Raw genomic sequence first — 17,257 nt, 5'->3', positions numbered from 1 at the left:
GCCCGCTCGCTTCGCTTGCCCCTGCCACCCGCTCACTTCGCGTCCGCGTAGCACTCCACCACCGCCGTCGTGAACGGGAACCGCACCGGCGTCGGCCCGAACGTCAGCCGTCCCGCCAGCTCCGCCGCGTCCCGGATCGCCGCGACGACGGTGTCGGCCTCCTCCTCGGGACAGTGCACGATCACCTCGTCGTGCTGGAAGAAGACCAGCTCGGCCGCCATGTCCGCGCAGGTCCGGCGCAGTGCGGCGAGCAGCAGCAGGGCCCAGTCGGCGGCGCTGCCCTGGACGACGAAGTTGCGGGCGAAGCGGCCCCGCGCGCGGGCGTTGGAGGACGCGTAGCCCGGCAACCACTCCTGCGGGCGGTCCCCGGAGCCGGCGGAGTCGGCAGCGCCGGAGGGGTCGTCCTGCGGCAGCCCCGCCTCCTCCGTGCCGTCGGCAGCGCCGGCCGCGGGCGGGCAGGTGCGGCCCAGCCAGGTGCGCACCAGCCGCCCCTCCTCGCCCGCGCGGGCCGCGTCGTCGACGTAGGCCACGGCCCTGGGGAAGCGGCGTCTGAGCGCGGCGAGGTTCTTCAGGCCGTCGCCGGAGGTCTGGCCGTAGACCGCGCCGAGCACGGCGAGCTTGGCCTGGGCTCGGTCGCCGGAGAAGGCGCGGTCGGAGACGGACTGGTAGAGGTCGGTCTCGCGGCCGGCCACCTCCATCAGGCCGGGGTCGCGGGAGATCGCCGCCAGCACGCGCGGCTCCATCTGGTCGGCGTCGGCGACGACCAGCCGCCAGCCCGGGTCGGCGACGACGGCCCGCCGGATCACCTTGGGGATCTGCAGCCCGCCCCCGCCGTTGGTGACCCAGCGTCCGGTGACGGTGCCGCCGGCCAGGAACTCGGGGCGGAACCGGCCGTCGCGCACCCAGTCCTGGAGCCAGGACCAGCCGTGGGCGACCCAGATGCGGTACAGCCTCTTGTACTCGATCAGCGGCTTCACGGCCGGGTGGTCCAGCGACTCCAGCTCCCAGCGGCGGGTGGAGGCGACCTTCACGCCCGCCTGCCCGAAGGCCTTGACCACGTCCGCGGGCAGGTCGGGCCGAACCCGGCGGCCGAACGCGGCCGACACCTCCTCGGCCAGCTCGGCCAGGCGGCGCGGCTCGCCCCCGCCCGCGTACCGCTCGCCCAGCAGGTCGTGCAGGACCTGGCGGTGCACGTCGGCCCGCCAGGGCAGCCCCGCGCGGTTCATCTCGGCGGCCACCAGCATCCCCGCGGACTCGGCGGCGGTCAGCAGCCGCAGCCGGTCGGGGTGCGCCGAGCGGTCGTGGCGGCGCTGCTGCCCGGCGTAGACGGCGAGCAGGTCGGACAGGGGGAGGCGGACGGCCTGCGGTTCGAACAGCGGGGACTGCGCGCCCGGCTCGGCGGAGCGCTGCGGCGGGTCGGGCGGTACGGGGCCGCCGTGCAGCCGGGCCAGGGCGGCCGCGGCCGAGCGCGGCTCCCCGTACCGCCCCTCGTGGCCGAGCAGGAGGGTCTCGGCGGCCTCCACGTCGTAGCACCGCTCCACTCGCACCCCTGCGGCGAGCAGGCGCGGCGCGATCTCGGCGGTGGACCGCCACACCCAGCGCGTCACCTCCGGTCTGGCCCGCACGGCCTCGGCGGGGCCGGGTTCCCGGCGCACCGGTCCGGCGGGCAGCCCGTCGGGGCCGAGGGCGGCGACCTCCACGCCACCGTCCTCGGCCACCGCGAGCGCCCACCTCTCGGCCATGTCGCGAGTGTCGCAGGCGGGTATGACAGTCACCTCGCGACGGACGGCCCGCGGCACCCACTCAGGACGCCTTCAGCACGCCCTCACCACGTCTCATCCCTCCGCCGCCGCGGACCCGGCCGCCCCGGTCTGCCCCGTCTCCTCCTCGGTCTTCCCCCCGGTGATCCGGATGTACTCCGCCAGCGCGTCGACGACGTAGCGCTCGGTGGCCTCCTTGCCGAGACCGAGTCCACTGAGCACACCTTCGCCGTGCTCGTGCTCCAGCAGGGCGAGCAGGATGTGTTCCGTGCCGATGTAGTTGTGACCCAGGCGCAGGGCCTCGCGGAAGGTGAGTTCGAGGACCTTCTTGGCAGCGGGGCCGTAGGGCACCAGTTCCGGGACCTCGGCGGCGGCGGGCGGGAGCGCGGCGGTCGCCGCCGCGCGGATCGCGTCCAGGGTCACGCCCTGCGCGGCGATCGCCTTGGCGGAGAGGCTCTCGCGCTCGGTGATCAGGCCGAGGACGAGGTGTTCGGGCAGGCCCTCGGCGTTGCCGACGGCCTTGGCCGCGTTGTGGGCGGCCATGACGGCGCTGCGCGCGCGGTCCGTGTAGCGGCTGAAGCCCTGGCTCGCGTCGAGGTCGGCCGACTCCTTGGGGACGAAGCGCTTCTGCGCCGCCTGCCGGGTGACGCCCATGCTCTTGCCGATGTCCGTCCAGGACGCGCCCGAACGCCGGGCCTGGTCAACGAAGTGGCCGATGAGGTGGTCGGCCACCTCTCCCAGGTGCTCGCCGGCGATGACGGCGTCCTGGAGCTGCGCCAGGGGCTCCGGATGCACCTTCTTGATCGCGGTGATGAGTTCGTCGAGACGTACGGATGACGTGATGCTCGGGTTCGTCGTCATGTGTCAACCGTAGGTTGCGCCCTGGCGACTGTCAACCACGGGTTGACAGTCGCTGCGTGGACAGCGTCCTGGCAGGCCGTGGCACCATCGCCGGGTGAGTACGCCCAGCACCGTCGACCGTGCCTTCCAGACCGCCCTGTACGACACCGCCGACGACGCCCTCGACACCGCCGCCTCGCTGCTCGCGGCCGATCCGGCGGCGGACGCGGAACTGGCCCGGCGCGGCGACGAGTTCGTGGCCGCGGCCTGGCGGCGCGGCTGGGAGCCCGCCGACCTCGTACGGATTGTGCGACGCGAACTGGACGACGTGCACGTACGGGTGGTGGCCGCGCTGATCCGCGCCCGGGCGCCGCACGACCGTGCGCGCGGTCCCCGCTGGGCCGCGCAGCTCGACGACGTACCGGACGCGGGCGGGACGGCGCCCTCCCGCACCGACCGCTTCTCGCACGCCACCGCGGTACTGGAGCTGTACCGCCTGCTGGTGCGGCTGCCCGGCCTCGAGCCCCTGGAGGCGGGGGAGGCGCCGCGTCGGGGCCGGGAGGCACGGCCGGAGTCCCGTGCCCTCGCCCGCATCCGCGCGCTGCTCGCCAAGGCGGAGGCGACGGGGTATCCCGAAGAGGCGGAGGCGCTGAGCGCGAAGGCGCAGGAGCTGATGGCGCGGCACAGCGTCGACGAGGCGCTGCTGGCCGCGCACGCGCCTTCGCCCGACACACCGGGCGCTCGCCGCATCGGAGTGGAGCCGCCGTACGAGCAGGCCAAGGCGGTGCTGCTGGACGCGGTGGCCGGCGCCAACCACTGCCGGGCGGTGTGGAACGAGCCCTTCGGCTTCTCCACCGTCGTCGGTTTCGAGGCCGACCTGGAGGCGGTGGAGCTCCTCTACACCTCCCTGCTGGTGCAGGCCGAGGCCGCGATGACGAAGGCGGAGGCCGGACAGCGGGCCGGCGGGCGCAAGCGCACCAAGACCTTCCGGCAGTCGTTCCTCGCCGCCTACGCCCACCGCGCGGGCACCAGGCTGCGGGCCGCGGCGGACGCGGCCACGGACGCGGCGGCGGACGCGGACCTGCTGCCGGTACTCGCCTCCCGCGAGGTCGCGGTCAGCGACCGCACGGAGCGCATGTTCCCGGAGACGACCACCACCCGTCTGCGCGGCGCCGCGGACACGGCCGGCTGGACGGAGGGCACCCGAGCCGCCGACGAGGCCCGCGTGGGCCACCACAGCCCACTGAAACGGAGCTGAGGCTCAGCCGGCCCCGACCGTCCGGCCCCGCTCAGGAACCGATGCCCGTGGTCGGCAGGCCAGGTGGCAGGGAGCCGCCCTCCGACCTGGTGTACGTCTCCTCGCCGAGGTCGCCCTCCCAGGCCACCGTGAGCGACTCGGCGTCGACCGCCCCGACCTTGCCGGTGGTCCGGTCGTCGCTGCCGTCGGTGCACTTCAGGTGGATCGTCCGGGTGCCGGAGGTCTCCGCCGTCGTGCCGCTGCACACGGTCCCGCCGGTGGCGAACAGGGCCGCCTTGTCGCCGGTCACCATCAGGGCGACGGCCTGGCCGTCGGTGGTCGCCAGCCAGCTGCCCTCCAGCTCGCCGGCGGCACCGGCGGACGGCGATCCGCCTGCGTCGCCGCCCGCCTCCGCGCTCGCCGACGCGCTGGGGGCCGCCGACGGGTTGTCGCCGCCGCCCGAGCCGCCGTCGGAGCCCCCGTCGTCGGTGCACGCGGTCAGGGCCAGCGCGCCCGCCAGCCCGAGACCGAGCGCCACGGCCCGCACGGACCGGCGCGCCCGGCGGCGCGGGACCCCGCCGGGCGGGACGTCCGTACGCGCCACGGCCGCCCCATCCGCCCCATCCGCCGCGTCCGCCGCGCTCGCCGCGTCCGCCGCGCTCGCCGCGTCCGCCGCGCTCGCCGCGTCCGCCGCGCTCGCCGCGGTCGACGGACCCGTTCCCCGCGCCGCGAGCGCCGTGTTCTCCGTGCTCGCCGTGTTCTCCGCAGTCACCCACGTCACCGGAAGCTCCAAGCTGTAGCCGGACGGCCGTGCGGCCCCGAACAGCCGCAAGCTACCAGGAGGACTTGCGCACCCCGGGAAGATGCCCGGCATGCGCCTGCTCGCGCAGTTTCACCCGGGAGAGTCCGAAGACCCGGAAGTACCCGCGCGGGCGCCCGTCGACCTGATCGCGGTTGCGCACCCGCGTGGGGCTCGCGTCGCGCGGCTGCCGTCGCAGTTCCCGCTGGGCGGCGAGCCGTTCGGCCTCCGTCGACGAGGGCCGGCGGACGATCTCCTTCAGTTCGGCCCGGCGCGCCGCGTAGCGCTCGACGGTCGCCCGCCGCTGCTCGTTCTTCGCGATCTTGCTCTTCTTCGCCATCAGATCCTCACTCCCCGGGCACGGATGCGCGCCACGGCCGCCTCGACGCCGATCGAGTCGACCGTCCTGATCCCCTTCGTGCTCAGCCGCAGCCGCACGTGCCGGTTCTCGCTCGGCAGCCAGTCGCGCCTGGTCTGGATGTTGGGGTCGAAGCGGCGCGAGGTGCGCCGGTGGGAGTGCGAGACGCGGTTGCCGAAACCGGGCCGGGCCCCGGTCAGCATGCAGTGGGCGGACACGGTGACGTACCTCTCCTCCGGACCGGACGGGCCCTAGCTGTTAATGGAATTCATTTTCAGTAAGATAGCAGCATGGCACGCAACGAACTCCGCCCGGTCATCAAGCTCCGGTCCACCGCCGGGACCGGCTACACCTACGTCACCCGCAAGAACCGCCGCAACGACCCGGACCGGCTGACCCTGCGCAAGTACGACCCGATGGCCGGCCGCCACGTCGACTTCCGAGAGGAGCGCTGAGACGCCGTGCGCAAGGGAATCCACCCCGAGTACCGCCCCGTCGTCTTCCGCGACCGGGCCGCGGACTACGCCTTCCTCACCCGCTCGACCATGACCGGCGAGCGCACGGTCGAGTGGGAGGACGGCCACACCTACCCGGTCGTCGACGTCGAGATCTCCCACGTCAGCCACCCCTTCTACACCGGCACCGCCCGCGTCCTGGACACCGCCGGACGCGTGGAGCGCTTCGAGCGCCGGTACGGCAAGCAGGACGGGGCATGAGCGGGCCGGGCCGCTTTCCCGAACCGCCGGTGGTGATCGTCGGCGGGCTGCACGCCGACGCGCGCCGGGCGGCCGTGGCCCGGCTGCTCGCCGACGTGCCCGGCAGCGTCGTCCTCCACCACGACCTGGCGACGGCCACCGCCGGCACGGTCGTACGGACCGTGCGGGACGCCACCGGCATCCTCGCCGCGGGCGAGGCGCCCCTGGTCAACGACTGCGCGTGCTGCGCGCTGCGCGAGGACCTCGTCCCCGAGCTGGTCCGGCTCGCCCAGGCGGGCGGCACCCCGCTGGCGGTCGTCGAGTTGTGGGACTCCGTCGAGCCCAAGGCGATGGCGGAGGTGGTCACGGCCGGCGGCTTCACCGTCGCCGGCGTGATCACCGCCGTCGACCCCGCCCTGGTGCTGCCGTACCTCGGCAACGGCGACGACCTCGCCGAGGGCGGCCTCGCGGCGGCGGCCACCGACCGGCGCACCGTCGCCGACACCTTCGCGCGGCAGCTGGAGTACGCCTCCGTCCTCGCGCTCGCCGAGTCCCTGCCCGGCTCTCCGGAGCCCGACGACGAGGACCGCGAGCTGCTGGCCCAGCTGCACCCGACGGCCCGCCGGGTCCCGATCGGCCGCGGGAACCCGGCGGGCGCACCGTCCGCGACCCCGGAACTGGCGCGGGCCGCCCTCGCCGGGTTCGACGTGGAGGCCGCGGCCGCGGCCCAGCACCCGGCCTGCGCCCTGCTGCCCGCGGAGGCCGACGCACACGGTGTCGCCACCCTGGTCTGGCACCGCCGCCGCCCCTTCCACCCGGAGCGGCTGTATGCCGCGCTGGAGGACCTGACCTGTGCCGCGGCCCGCAGCCGGGGGCGGTTCTGGCTCGCCGGCAAGGGGGACACGCTGCTGCACTGGGACGCCGCGGGCGGTGCCCTGTGCGTGGAGAGCGCGGGACCGTGGCTCGCCTCGCTCCCCGACGCCGCCTGGGAACTGGTGCCTCCCGTGCGCCGCGCCGCCGCCGCACTGGACTGGCACCCCGAGCACGGCGACCGCTGCCAGCACCTGGTCTTCACGTCCCCCGGCCTCGACCGCGACGGCCTGGAACGGCTCCTGGAGTCCTGCCTGCTGACCGACGCCGAGTACGCCGCGGGGCAGGCCGCCTGGGACCGGCTGGCGCCCGCCTTCGACACCCTCCTGGAGGTCTGACCCCATGCCCGGCCCCCGCAAGAACGACCGCACGCCCGCGCGGCAGCGCCCCAACCCGCTGGATCAGGCCGGAGTGACGTACGTCGACTACAAGGACACCGAGTTGCTGCGGAAGTTCATCTCCGACCGAGGCAAGATCCGCAGCCGCCGCGTCACCCGCGTGACGTCCCAGCAGCAGCGGCAGCTGGCCAGGGCGATCAAGAACGCACGCGAGATGGCGCTGCTGCCGTACGGCACGCGCTGACCCGCCCGCCGCACCTCGCGCACCGGTGACGACACCGGGGCCCGCTCGTCACGAGGGCCCCGGTGTTGTCGCATGTTGTTGCATATTCTTCGAATTCGGGGGCACATGCGGGAACGACTCTCCGGGTCTCGGCGTCGTAGTGGGCAGGGCTCGGTAAAGCGGTCGTCAAAGCTGTAACCGCGGGAACACCGCGCGTGCACGTGCATTTGCTCATGCATCTGCACGTGAACAGGGTTATGATCCGGATCAGTTGACCACTGCATCAATGGCCACATCAGCCAGTGCACACCGGGGAGCGACCTGTGGACCACGAGGTGTACGACGTGTACAACGGCATGGCCGCCACGCAGTTGCACAATGCGGCCTGGCAGAAGAGCCGACGCAGCAACTCGCAGGGTTCGTGCGTGGAGTTCGCCCGCCTGCCCGACGGCGCGGTGGCGGTGCGCAACTCCCGCTTCCCCGACGGCCCCGCGCTCGTCTACACGCGTGCCGAGATCGAGGCCATGCTGCTGGGCGTCAAGGACGGCGAGTTCGACCACCTGATCGCGAGCTGATCCCGTCGGCCGGCCGGCCGCTCAGCCGCTAGACGCGGAACAGCGCCCAGACCACCTTGCCGTTGAGTGTTCCGGCGAGCGGGTGCCAGCCCCAGCTGTCGCTGAAGGAGTCGACGAGGAACAGGCCCCGGCCCGACTCCGCCGAGAAATCGTCCGTCTCACGGGCCACCGGGCTCTCGTGGCTGGGGTCGCGCACCGCGCACACCAGCCGCTCGGTCCAGCGCATCAGGTGCAGCCGGACGGGACCGTGCCGCTCGTCGTGGCGCGGGGTGTCGGCGGGCAGTGCGTGCCGCAGGGCGTTGGTGACGAGTTCCGAGACCACCAGGCAGACGTCGTCGAAGCGGTCGCCCGTGTCCCAGCCGTCGAGCGTCCTGCGGGTGAACCTCCGGGCCTCGCGCACCGCTTCGAAGCGGGGTGGCAGGGCGCAGGACGCGGCGTTGGACACGGCTGCGGGGTCGAGTGGCGGAAGGCCCTGCCGTAACGGCTCGAGCATGGTCGATCCATTCGTCCCCATGCGAGGCACTCCCGGGAGTTCGCGGTCGTAGCGATGCGGCGCGGTGGTGCGGGGACCATGGTTTCGGATGCGTACCTCAGATGCAAGGGCAGATGCACGTGCACGTGACCGAAATGGACCTGCCCGTACCGCTTGTTGGTCAATTTTTCCGTCATCTTCGCCTCCCCTTCATCTCCTCCAACGGCCGGTTCCTGCCCACCGCGTGCTTGGTCCTGCACGTTTCCTTTGGCTCGATTCCGTTTCCGTAACCGGACGAGTACTGCTCGGAGTGTTTTAGTGGCAGACTGCGGCCCCTGAAGACGGTTGGGGAGGCTGGCGAACGTGAGCGCGGGAGAGCCCGGATCGGTGGTGCGGCGCATGCTGCTCGGATCACAACTCAGGCGACTGCGTGAGACGCGGGGGATCACTCGAGAGGCCGCGGGCTACTCGATCCGCGCCTCGGAGTCGAAGATCAGCCGGATGGAGCTGGGCCGGGTGAGCTTCAAGACCAGGGACGTCGAGGACCTGCTGACGCTGTACGGCATCACGGACGAGCAGGAGCGCGCCTCCCTGCTCTCCCTGGCCAAGGAGGCCAACGTCGCGGGCTGGTGGCACAGTTACTCCGACGTGCTGCCCAGCTGGTTCCCCACCTACGTGGGTCTGGAGGGCGCCGCCTCGCTGATCCGGGCCTACGAGGTGCAGTTCGTGCACGGCCTGCTCCAGACCGAGGAGTACGCCCGCGCGGTCGTCCGGCGCGGCATGAAGGGCGCCGGCGAGGCGGACGTCGAACGGCGGGTGGCGCTGCGACTGGAGCGGCAGAAGCACCTGGTCGCGGAGAGCGCCCCCGAGTTCCACATCGTGCTCGACGAGGCCGCCCTGCGCCGCCCGTACGGCGACCGCGAGGTGATGCGCGGCCAGCTCCAGCACCTGATCGAGGTGTCCGAACGCCCCAATGTGCGGCTCCAGATCATGCCGTTCGGCTTCGGCGGGCACTCCGGCGAGAGTGGCGCGTTCACGCTCCTCAGCTTCCCCGAGTCCGACCTCTCGGACGTCGTCTACCTGGAGCAGCTCACCAGCGCGCTGTACCTGGACAAGCACGAGGACGTCACCCAGTACGAGACGGCGCTGAAGGAACTCCAGCAGGACAGTCCGGGGCCGGACGAGAGCCGGGACCTTCTCCGGGGCCTCCTTCAACTCTCCTGAAACGTCAGTACGATGACGCCCAGTCAGGCGGCTCGCTCGCGGCGGCTGCGGCAGCTAAGGGGATTGAGGGAACACATGTCGTCGTACTTCACCGACCTCGCCCAGCAGTACATCGACGGCGAGTGGCGGCCGGGCACCGGCTCCTGGGACATCATCGACTTCAACCCGTACGACAACGAGAAGCTCGCCTCGATCACCATAGCCACGGTCGACGAGGTCGACGCCGCCTACCGGGCCGCCGAGCGCGCGCAGAAGCAGTGGGCCGCGACCAACCCGTACGCGCGCCGCGCGGTGTTCGAGAAGGCCCTGCGCCTGGTGGAGGAGCGGGAGGCGGAGATCAGCGACGCGATCGTCGCCGAGCTGGGCGGCACCCGCCTCAAGGCCGCCTTCGAGCTGCACCTCGCCAAGGAGTTCCTGCGCGAGGCGGTCCACCTGGCGCTGCGCCCCGAGGGCCGGATCATCCCCTCTCCGGTCGACGGCAAGGAGAACCGCGTCTACCGGGTGCCGGTCGGCGTCGTGGGCGTCATCAGCCCCTTCAACTTCCCCTTCCTGCTCTCCCTGAAGTCGGTCGCCCCGGCCCTCGCCCTGGGCAACGGCGTGGTCCTCAAGCCGCACCAGAACACGCCGATCGTCGGCGGGACCCTGGTCGCGAAGATCCTTCAGGACGCGGGACTGCCGGGCGGCCTGCTCAACGTCGTGGTGACCGACATAGCGGAGATCGGCGACGCCTTCCTGGAGCACCCGGTCCCCAAGGTCATCTCCTTCACCGGCTCCGACAAGGTCGGCCGCCACGTGGCCACGGTCTGCGCCGCGAACTTCAAGCGCTCGGTCCTCGAACTGGGCGGCAACAGCGCGCTGGTGGTCCTCGACGACGCCGATGTCGACTACGCGGTCGACGCCGCCGTCTTCAGCCGCTACGTCCACCAGGGCCAGGTCTGCATGGCCGCCAACCGCGTGCTGGTCGACCGTACGGTGGCCGACGAGTTCACCGAGAAGTTCGTCGCCAAGGTGAAGACCCTCAAGGCCGGTGACCCGCGCGACCCGTCGACCGTCATCGGTCCGGTGATCAACTCCTCGCAGGCGGACGCGGTCTCCGGTGTCGTCGAGCAGGCCCTCGCCGAGGGCGCGACCGCCCTGGTGCGCGGCTCGGTCACGGACAACCTCGTCGAGCCGTCGGTCCTGACCGGCCTGCCCGCCGACTCCGCGCTGCTGCGGCAGGAGGTCTTCGGCCCGGTCGCCTTCCTCGTCCCCTTCGACGGCGAGGAGGAGGCCGTGCGCCTCGTCAACGACACGCCGTACGGGCTGAGCGGTGCCGTGCACACCGGGGACATCGAGCGCGGCGTCGACTTCGCCAAGCGGATCGACACCGGCATGTTCCACGTGAACGACGGGACCGTGCACGACGAGCCCATCGTGCCCTTCGGCGGCGAGAAGCACTCCGGCATCGGCCGGCTCAACGGCGACACCATGCTGGACGCCTTCACCACGCAGAAGTGGATCTCGGTGCAGCACGGGCGCAGCGGCTTCCCGTTCTGAGGGGCGTGAGGTTTCCGAGGGTCCCGGCGGGCGGACCGCGGCGCCGGATCTAGGCTGGTCCCCATGTCAGCGATCCGTCTCCTCGTGCTCGGCGCGGTCCGCCAGCACGGGCGGGCCCACGGCTACCAGGTGCGCAACGACCTGGAGTACTGGGGCGCGCACGAGTGGTCCAACGCCAAGCCCGGTTCGATCTACCACGCGCTGAAGCAGATGGCCAAACAGGGGTTGCTCCGCGCGCACGAGATCGCGCCGTCCACGGTGGGCGGGCCGCCGCGGGTGGAGTACGAGATCACCGAGCAGGGCACCGAGGAGTACCTCACCCTGCTCCGCGCCTACCTCACCGCCTACGACCAGCGGCCGGACGTGCTCACCGCGGCCATCGGCTTCATGGTCGACCTCCCGCGCGAGGAGGTCCTCGCGCTCCTGGAGGAGCGGGTGCGGAAGATCGGGCAGTGGCGTGCCGCCGTCACGGAGCACTACAGGCCGGCGCAGGGACCCGGCCAGTACGGGCACATCGGCGAGATCATGAACTACTGGGTCCACTCGGCCGACTCGGGCGCCGAGTGGACCCGCGGCCTCATCGAACGCGTCCGGGGCGGCGCGTACACCTTCGCCGGCGAGGGCGAGCCGTTCGTCGGGGTGCTGGCGGACGGCGAGGAGAACCCCTTCGCGGCCGGCCCGCTGCACTACGGGGACGCTCGCCATTAGGCGGCCCAGCCTTCGGGGGCGGGCGGCCCCCGGTCGCCCGCACCGACGTACAGATCCGCCTACGCGCGCACGTCGGCCGGGCTGACGCGAAGGAGAGGGCGGGAGAGGGGTCAGTGGTGGAACCCGGTCGCCGCCGCCTTGTCCCGGGTCAGGGGGCCCGACTGGCGGCGCAGCTCAGGCAGCAGGCGCTCCAGGTCGGCCAGGAGCAGGTCCGCCATGTCGGTCGAGAAGCCGTTGCGGCACACCACCCGCAGCACGGAGAGGTCCTCGCGGTTCGGCGGGAAGGTGTACGCCGGCACCAGCCAGCCGCCCTCGCGCAGCCGCCGGGACACGTCGAAGACGTCGTACGCCGTCACGTCGTCGGCCGTCGTGAAGGCGAACACGGGCAGCTGGTCGCCGCGCGTCAGCAGCCGGAAGTCGCCGAGCGCCGCCACCCGGTCGGCGATCGAGCCCGCGATGTCCCGCGCGGACTGCTGCACGGCCCGGTACCCCTCGCGGCCCAACCGCAGGAACGTGTAGTACTGCGCGACCACCTGCGCGCCGGGCCGGGAGAAGTTCAGCGCGAAGGTCGGCATGTCGCCGCCAAGGTAGTTGACCCGGAACACCAGCTCCTCCGGAAGCGCCTCCGCGTCCCGCCACAGCGCCCAGCCCACTCCGGGGTAGACCAGCCCGTACTTGTGCCCCGAGGTGTTGATCGAGGCGACCCGCGGCAGCCGGAAGTCCCACACCAGGTCCTCGTCCAGGAAGGGCGCGACCATGCCGCCGGAGGCCCCGTCGACGTGCACCGGGATGTCGAGTCCGGTCCGCTCCTGGAGGGCGTCCAGGGCGGCGCACAGGTCGGCGATCGGCTCGTAGGAACCGTCGAAGGTGGAGCCGAGGATGCCGACGACCCCGATGGTGTTCTCGTCGCACAGCTCGACGGCGGCCTGCGGATCAAGGTGGAAGCGGTCGCCCTCCATCGGGACCTGGCGGGCCTCCACCTCCCAGAAGTTGCAGAACTTGTCCCAGCAGACCTGGACGTTCACGCCCATCACCAGATTGGGCCGCACGTCCTTCGATGGGTACCGGCCGGCGTTGCGGATCGCCCAGCGCCGCTTCAGCGCCATGCCCGCCAGCATGCACGCCTCGCTCGACCCGGTCGTCGAGCAGCCCACGACCGCCGACGGATCGGGGGCGTGCCACAGGTCGGCGAGCATCGCCACGCAGCGCCGCTCCAGCTCGGCGGTGCGCGGGTACTCGTCCTTGTCGATCATGTTCTTGTCCCGGCACTCACTCATCAGCACCCCGGCCTGCGGCTCCATCCAGGTGGTGACGAAGGTGGCCAGGTTCAGCCGGGCGTTGCCGTCCAGCATCAGCTCGTCGTGGACCAGCCGGTACGCGCTCTCCGGCGGCAGCGGGGAGTCCGGCAGCCGGTGGGAGGGCGGGGCCTCGGTCATGCCGCCGAGCGGGTTCGCCGCCGCGTGGAAGGGGTTCACGGCGAGCCGGCGCCGGCCGCGGTCGTCGTCGTGGGGCGGGCGGGGACCCTTGTGCAGTGACATGCGACCGACGGTAGGCCGGGGTCCGGTGTCCCGCACCCGGGGACGGGCCGGGCGCCCCCGGACCGCACCGGGCTTGCACCTCACGTCGCGTGAGGCGGCAGCGTGGAGGGCGGCAGAGAAAGGAGCGGAAGTGAGCTACTCCGTGGGACAGGTGGCCGGCTTCGCCGCAGTGACGGTGCGCACGCTGCACCACTACGACGACATCGGCCTGCTCGTACCCAGCGAGCGCAGCCACGCGGGCCACCGGCGCTACAGCGACGCCGACCTCGACCGGCTGCAGCAGATCCTGTTCTACCGGGAGCTGGGCTTCCCGCTCGACGAGGTCGCCGCCCTGCTCGACGACCCGGCCGCGGACCCGCGCGCGCACCTGCGCCGCCAGCACGAGCTGCTGACCGCCCGGATCGAGAAGCTGCGCAAGATGGCGGCGGCCGTGGAGCAGGCCATGGAGGCACGCAGCATGGGAATCAACCTCACGCCCGAGGAGAAGTTCGAGGTCTTCGGCGACTTCGACCCCGACCAGTACGAGGAGGAGGTCCAGGAGCGCTGGGGCGACACCGACGCCTACCGCCAGTCCAAGGAGAAGACCGCCTCCTACACCAAGGAGGACTGGCAGCGCATCCAGGACGAGGCCGACGAGCTCACCCGGCTTTTCGTCGCCCTGATGGACGCGGGTGAGCCCGCCGACTCCGAGGGGGCCATGGACGTGGCCGAGGACCACCGGCAGGGCATCGTCCGCAACCACTACGACTGCGGGTACGAGATGCACACCTGCCTGGGGGAGATGTACGTGTCCGACGAACGTTTCACGCGGAACATCGACGCGGCCAAGCCGGGCCTCGCCGCCTACATGCGCGACGCGATCCTCGCCAACGCCGTCCGGCACACCGCCTGAGCGGTGGTCGTGACCCGGGTCTCACTCCCGGGTCACGACCACCGCCGTGCCGTACGCGCACACCTCGGTGCCCACGTCCGCCGCCTCCGTCACGTCGAAGCGGAAGGACAGCACCGCGTTGGCCCCGCGCGCGCGTGCCTGCTCGACCAGCCGCTCCATCGCCTGGTTGCGGGTCTCGACCAGCGTCTTGGTGAGGCCGCGCAGCTCACCGCCGACCAGCGACTTCAGCCCGGCACCGATCTGGCTCCCCAGGTGCCGGGAGCGCACGGTCAGCCCGAAGACCTCCCCGAGCACCTCCTGCACGCGGTGTCCCGGCAGATCGTTCGTGGTCACCACGAGCACGTCGGGCTGCGGACCCTGGCCGCCGCCGTATTCTTCAATACCCATGGTTCCCAGGTTTCCCCGCGGAACGTCACAGTGCACCCCAAGAAGCCCCGTGGAACCTGGGACCCCGCGGCTGCGTTGTACGTTTGGGCAGCCAGGTCCAGCCCGCCTCCCCCCAGCAGCAGGAGCCACAATCCCGTGACCACCCTTGCGCTCGGTCCCGAGTGGATCAGCCCGGACTACCTGATCGAGACGTTCAGTCTGCCCGGCATCCTGCTCATCGTCTTCGCCGAGTCAGGACTCTTCGCGTTCCTGCCCGGCGACTCGCTGCTGTTCACCGCGGGCCTGTTCGTCGCCCAGGGCGAGTTCATCAGCCAGCCGCTGTGGCTGGTGTGCACCCTGATCGTGGCCGCCGCCGTCCTCGGCGACCAAGTCGGTTACATGATCGGCAAGTTCTTCGGCCCGAGGCTCTTCAGCCGCCCCAACTCCAAGCTCTTCAAACAGGAGAACCTGGAGAAGGCGCACGAGTTCATGGACAAGTACGGCCCCAAGGCGATCGTCCTGGCCCGCTTCGTGCCCATCGTGCGCACCTTCGCCCCCATCGTGGCGGGCGCCGGCCGCATGAAGTACCGCACCTTCCTCACGTACAACGTGATCGGCGGCGTAACCTGGGGCACCGGCGTCACCCTCGCGGGCTACTGGCTCGGCCAGATCGAGTTCATCCGGACCAACGTCGAGGCCATCCTCGTCCTGATCGTCCTGGTGTCCGTCGTCCCGATCGCCGTCGAGTACCTGCGCGAGCGCAAGAAGAAGCAGCGCGCCGCCGCGGCCGCACCGACCCCGCCGGCGGCCCACCAGCCCCAGCCCCCGTACCCGGTCATGGACGACGCCACGACCCAGCTCCGCCGGGTGGACCCGTACGACCAGCCGCAGCAGCAGTACGACCAGGGCTACGGCAACCAGCCCTACGGCAACCAGCCCTACGGCGGCCAGCAGCCCCCGCAGCAGCCGTACGCCCAGCAGTACCCGCAGGGCTACGGCGACCAGCCTCAGCAGTACGGCGACCAGTACCCGTACGACCAGGGCCGCTAGAACCCCCGCGTCCGCTTGGCCGCCCGGCGTCCCGCCGCACTCGCGGCGCCGGGCACCTTCAGGAACAGCCGCGAGATCTCCCCGCCCAGGTTCACCCCGATCGCGATGGCCATCGCCAGCGCCACCGCCTTGGACAGCGACAGCAGCCCCGCGTCCACCTCGCTCTGCGCGATCGCCAGCAGACCGAAGTACGTCGCCGAACCGGGCAGCAGCGGCCCGATCGCCGCGGTCGTGTACGGCAGCGCCGAGGCGAACCGGTACCGGGACATCAGCTGCCCGAACAGGCCCACCAGCCCCGCCGCGGCGGCCGTGGAGGCCACCGGTGAGATGTCGCCGGCGTAGCGCATGGCGCCGTACACGCACCAGGCGACGCCGCCGTTCAGGGTGACCGCCAGCACGGTGGAGCGTTCCTGCTGGAGCAGGATCGCGAAGGCCAGCGACAGCAGCATCGAGGCGAAGATCTGCACGAACGGTTCGTCGCCCGTGCCCAGCGCGGCGTCCGGGTTGAGCTTGGCGCCCAGCTGGACGCCGAAGTACAGCACCACCAGCACCCCGGCGACGATGCTGACGAAGAAGTACATGACCTCCAGCAGGCGTGCCGCCGCGGTGATGTAGAAGCCGGTCAGGCCGTCCTGTACGCCCGCGACCAGCGCCCGTCCGGGCAGCAGCGCGAACAGCCCACCGGTGATGACCGCGGACGCCTTCACGTCGACGTGGGTCAGCGTCAGCGCGATGCCGATCGCGGCCGGCGGCATCGCGGCCACCGCGAACTGGTAGAACTCGGGCAGCCCGCGCCCCGCGCACAGCCACGCCAGCCGGTCGCCGAGCATCGCGCCGAACATCGCCGCGAAGAACACGATCACGTCACCGCCGACCAGCAGCGAGGCCCCGCCCGCGAGCGCACCGCTCGCCGTGGTCAGCACCCAGGTGGGGTACGGGTGCCGGTTGCGGCGGATCTCCGCGAGGCGCCGGTAGGCCTCCTCCAGCGAGATGTTCGTCTCGGGGTCGCTGAGGTCGTCCACCAGCTGGAAGACGGCCGCGAGGCGGGTGTAGTCCGTACCCCGGCGGCGTACCGTGCGCGAGGCCGTCACCGGGTCCTCGACCAGGGACGGCTGGTGGGAGATCGACAGCAGGGTGAAGGTGACGTTGGGCTCGCAGCGGTCCAGGCCGTAGGACCGGCAGACGGCGAACATGGCCGCCTCCACGTCCTCGGCCCCCTCACCGCCCGCCAGCAGCAGCTCCCCGATACGCAGCGTCAGGTCCAGCACGCGCGGCACGGCGGGGCCGGTCTCGTCGTCGTGCTTCTGCGAGGGCTCGGGCGCGGGCCGCTCGGCCACCGGCATGCGCAGCATGGCGCGCATCCGGTCCTGCCAGGGCACGTCCGTCAGGTTCACCGCTGGGAAACCGCTCGCCGGGGTGAAGGCGGCCGGTGCTGACCAGGCGCTGTGGGTGCTCGGCATGGTGAACGCCGAGCCCTCGGCGTCCGCGGACGTGGCGGCCGGCGCCTCCAGGCCGTCGGGGAGCGAGAACTCCGAGGTCGTCTCGGACTCGGTGGCGGTGTGCCGGGGGACGGCGAGTCCCTGCGGGATCTCGAACTCGGACGTCGTCGACGACTCGCCGTCGATCGACGCCGTGATGCCACCGGGCTGCCGGAAGGCACTGCGGGCCTCGTCCGGCTGCGGCTTGGGGTCCTCCTCCGTCACCTGCGCAACGCTCCCTGGTACGAACTCACCCTCCTCATGACCTCAGTATGGCCACTCAAACGCAAACGGGCCG

General features: G+C 72.0%; 20 protein-coding genes. 11 read left to right on the top strand and 9 right to left on the bottom strand.

Annotation, left to right across the window (positions count from 1 at the left end):
* Positions 1-32: 32 nt before the first annotated feature.
* Positions 33-1,742 carry a bifunctional 3'-5' exonuclease/DNA polymerase gene (locus tag ACZ6IM_RS32770; protein WP_469561564.1) on the bottom strand — a complete coding sequence of 570 codons (1,710 nt, stop codon included), beginning with the start codon at positions 1,740-1,742 and terminating at the stop codon, positions 33-35.
* A gap of 93 nt (positions 1,743-1,835) precedes the next feature.
* Positions 1,836-2,621, bottom strand: a complete 786-nt coding sequence (locus ACZ6IM_RS32765; RefSeq protein WP_469561561.1) for a Clp protease N-terminal domain-containing protein — start codon at positions 2,619-2,621, stop codon at positions 1,836-1,838.
* Positions 2,622-2,715: 94 nt separating this feature from the next.
* On the opposite strand from ACZ6IM_RS32765, the gene ACZ6IM_RS32760 reads away from it, so the two are divergent.
* Positions 2,716-3,858 (top strand): DUF2786 domain-containing protein, encoded by a 1,143-nt coding sequence (locus ACZ6IM_RS32760; protein WP_469561559.1) that lies wholly within the window; start codon positions 2,716-2,718, stop codon positions 3,856-3,858.
* A 31-nt stretch (positions 3,859-3,889) separates the two neighbouring features.
* Here the strand turns inward: ACZ6IM_RS32760 and ACZ6IM_RS32755 are convergent, their stop codons facing one another.
* The 3 genes from ACZ6IM_RS32755 to rpmB are packed head-to-tail and all read right to left on the bottom strand — an operon-like array spanning position 3,890 to position 5,212.
* Complete coding sequence (locus ACZ6IM_RS32755) at positions 3,890-4,618, bottom strand: hypothetical protein (protein ID WP_469561556.1); 729 nt, start codon at positions 4,616-4,618, stop codon at positions 3,890-3,892.
* Between the two features lie 52 nt (positions 4,619-4,670).
* Positions 4,671-4,976 carry a 30S ribosomal protein S14 gene (rpsN, locus tag ACZ6IM_RS32750; protein WP_469561554.1) on the bottom strand — a complete coding sequence of 102 codons (306 nt, stop codon included), beginning with the start codon at positions 4,974-4,976 and terminating at the stop codon, positions 4,671-4,673.
* A complete protein-coding gene (gene rpmB / locus ACZ6IM_RS32745; RefSeq protein WP_469561551.1) occupies positions 4,976-5,212 on the bottom strand; it encodes a 50S ribosomal protein L28 in 237 nt (78 codons plus the stop codon). Before rpmB ends, rpsN begins: the two co-directional genes overlap by 1 nt.
* A gap of 72 nt (positions 5,213-5,284) precedes the next feature.
* Here rpmB and rpmG point away from each other — a divergent pair, with 72 nt between their 5' ends.
* The 5 genes from rpmG to ACZ6IM_RS32720 all read left to right on the top strand — a co-directional run bounded on the left by rpmG (position 5,285) and on the right by ACZ6IM_RS32720 (position 7,695).
* Positions 5,285-5,449 carry a 50S ribosomal protein L33 gene (gene rpmG, locus ACZ6IM_RS32740; protein ID WP_052836384.1) on the top strand — a complete coding sequence of 55 codons (165 nt, stop codon included), beginning with the start codon at positions 5,285-5,287 and terminating at the stop codon, positions 5,447-5,449.
* Between the two features lie 6 nt (positions 5,450-5,455).
* On the top strand, positions 5,456-5,710 hold the full coding sequence (locus ACZ6IM_RS32735) for a type B 50S ribosomal protein L31 (protein WP_469561548.1): 255 nt from the start codon (positions 5,456-5,458) through the stop codon (positions 5,708-5,710).
* Positions 5,707-6,897, top strand: a complete 1,191-nt coding sequence (locus tag ACZ6IM_RS32730; RefSeq protein WP_469561545.1) for a CobW family GTP-binding protein — start codon at positions 5,707-5,709, stop codon at positions 6,895-6,897. The genes ACZ6IM_RS32735 and ACZ6IM_RS32730 overlap by 4 nt, the downstream gene beginning before the upstream one ends.
* A 4-nt stretch (positions 6,898-6,901) precedes the next feature.
* Positions 6,902-7,141 carry a 30S ribosomal protein S18 gene (gene rpsR / locus ACZ6IM_RS32725; protein WP_469561542.1) on the top strand — a complete coding sequence of 80 codons (240 nt, stop codon included), beginning with the start codon at positions 6,902-6,904 and terminating at the stop codon, positions 7,139-7,141.
* A 335-nt stretch (positions 7,142-7,476) separates the two neighbouring features.
* A complete protein-coding gene (locus ACZ6IM_RS32720) occupies positions 7,477-7,695 on the top strand; it encodes a DUF397 domain-containing protein (RefSeq protein ID WP_469561613.1) in 219 nt (72 codons plus the stop codon).
* Between the two features lie 28 nt (positions 7,696-7,723).
* Here ACZ6IM_RS32720 and ACZ6IM_RS32715 read toward each other — a convergent pair whose 3' ends face one another.
* On the bottom strand, positions 7,724-8,188 hold the full coding sequence (locus tag ACZ6IM_RS32715) for an ATP-binding protein (RefSeq protein ID WP_052836379.1): 465 nt from the start codon (positions 8,186-8,188) through the stop codon (positions 7,724-7,726).
* 378 nt (positions 8,189-8,566) lie between these two features.
* Here ACZ6IM_RS32715 and ACZ6IM_RS32710 point away from each other — a divergent pair, with 378 nt between their 5' ends.
* The 3 genes from ACZ6IM_RS32710 to ACZ6IM_RS32700 all read left to right on the top strand — a co-directional run bounded on the left by ACZ6IM_RS32710 (position 8,567) and on the right by ACZ6IM_RS32700 (position 11,635).
* Positions 8,567-9,391, top strand: a complete 825-nt coding sequence (locus ACZ6IM_RS32710; protein WP_052836896.1) for a helix-turn-helix domain-containing protein — start codon at positions 8,567-8,569, stop codon at positions 9,389-9,391.
* 75 nt (positions 9,392-9,466) lie between these two features.
* On the top strand, positions 9,467-10,927 hold the full coding sequence (locus ACZ6IM_RS32705; RefSeq protein WP_469561539.1) for an aldehyde dehydrogenase family protein: 1,461 nt from the start codon (positions 9,467-9,469) through the stop codon (positions 10,925-10,927).
* A gap of 63 nt (positions 10,928-10,990) precedes the next feature.
* Positions 10,991-11,635 (top strand): PadR family transcriptional regulator, encoded by a 645-nt coding sequence (locus ACZ6IM_RS32700; protein WP_052836376.1) that lies wholly within the window; start codon positions 10,991-10,993, stop codon positions 11,633-11,635.
* Positions 11,636-11,745: 110 nt separating this feature from the next.
* On the opposite strand, the gene ACZ6IM_RS32695 is transcribed toward ACZ6IM_RS32700, so the two are convergent.
* Positions 11,746-13,173 carry a glutamate decarboxylase gene (locus tag ACZ6IM_RS32695; protein ID WP_469561535.1) on the bottom strand — a complete coding sequence of 476 codons (1,428 nt, stop codon included), beginning with the start codon at positions 13,171-13,173 and terminating at the stop codon, positions 11,746-11,748.
* 130 nt (positions 13,174-13,303) lie between these two features.
* Between ACZ6IM_RS32695 and ACZ6IM_RS32690 the strand changes: the two genes are divergently transcribed.
* Entirely contained in the window at positions 13,304-14,065 is a 762-nt protein-coding gene (locus ACZ6IM_RS32690) for a MerR family transcriptional regulator (protein WP_469561532.1), read from the top strand.
* 21 nt (positions 14,066-14,086) lie between these two features.
* On the opposite strand, the gene ACZ6IM_RS32685 is transcribed toward ACZ6IM_RS32690, so the two are convergent.
* On the bottom strand, positions 14,087-14,452 hold the full coding sequence (locus ACZ6IM_RS32685) for a YbjQ family protein (RefSeq protein WP_052836373.1): 366 nt from the start codon (positions 14,450-14,452) through the stop codon (positions 14,087-14,089).
* Between the two features lie 135 nt (positions 14,453-14,587).
* Between ACZ6IM_RS32685 and ACZ6IM_RS32680 the strand changes: the two genes are divergently transcribed.
* Positions 14,588-15,481, top strand: coding sequence for a DedA family protein (locus ACZ6IM_RS32680; protein ID WP_469561529.1), 894 nt, complete (start codon positions 14,588-14,590; stop codon positions 15,479-15,481).
* On the opposite strand, the gene ACZ6IM_RS32675 is transcribed toward ACZ6IM_RS32680, so the two are convergent.
* A complete protein-coding gene (locus ACZ6IM_RS32675; RefSeq protein WP_052836371.1) occupies positions 15,478-17,184 on the bottom strand; it encodes a threonine/serine exporter family protein in 1,707 nt (568 codons plus the stop codon). The genes ACZ6IM_RS32680 and ACZ6IM_RS32675 overlap by 4 nt on opposite strands.
* Positions 17,185-17,257 lie beyond the last annotated feature (73 nt).

It is taken from the genome of Streptomyces sp. NPDC042336, assembly GCF_055581985.1.
Note: the sequence above shows the minus strand (reverse complement) of the source record. Positions and strands in the feature narration are given on the sequence as shown.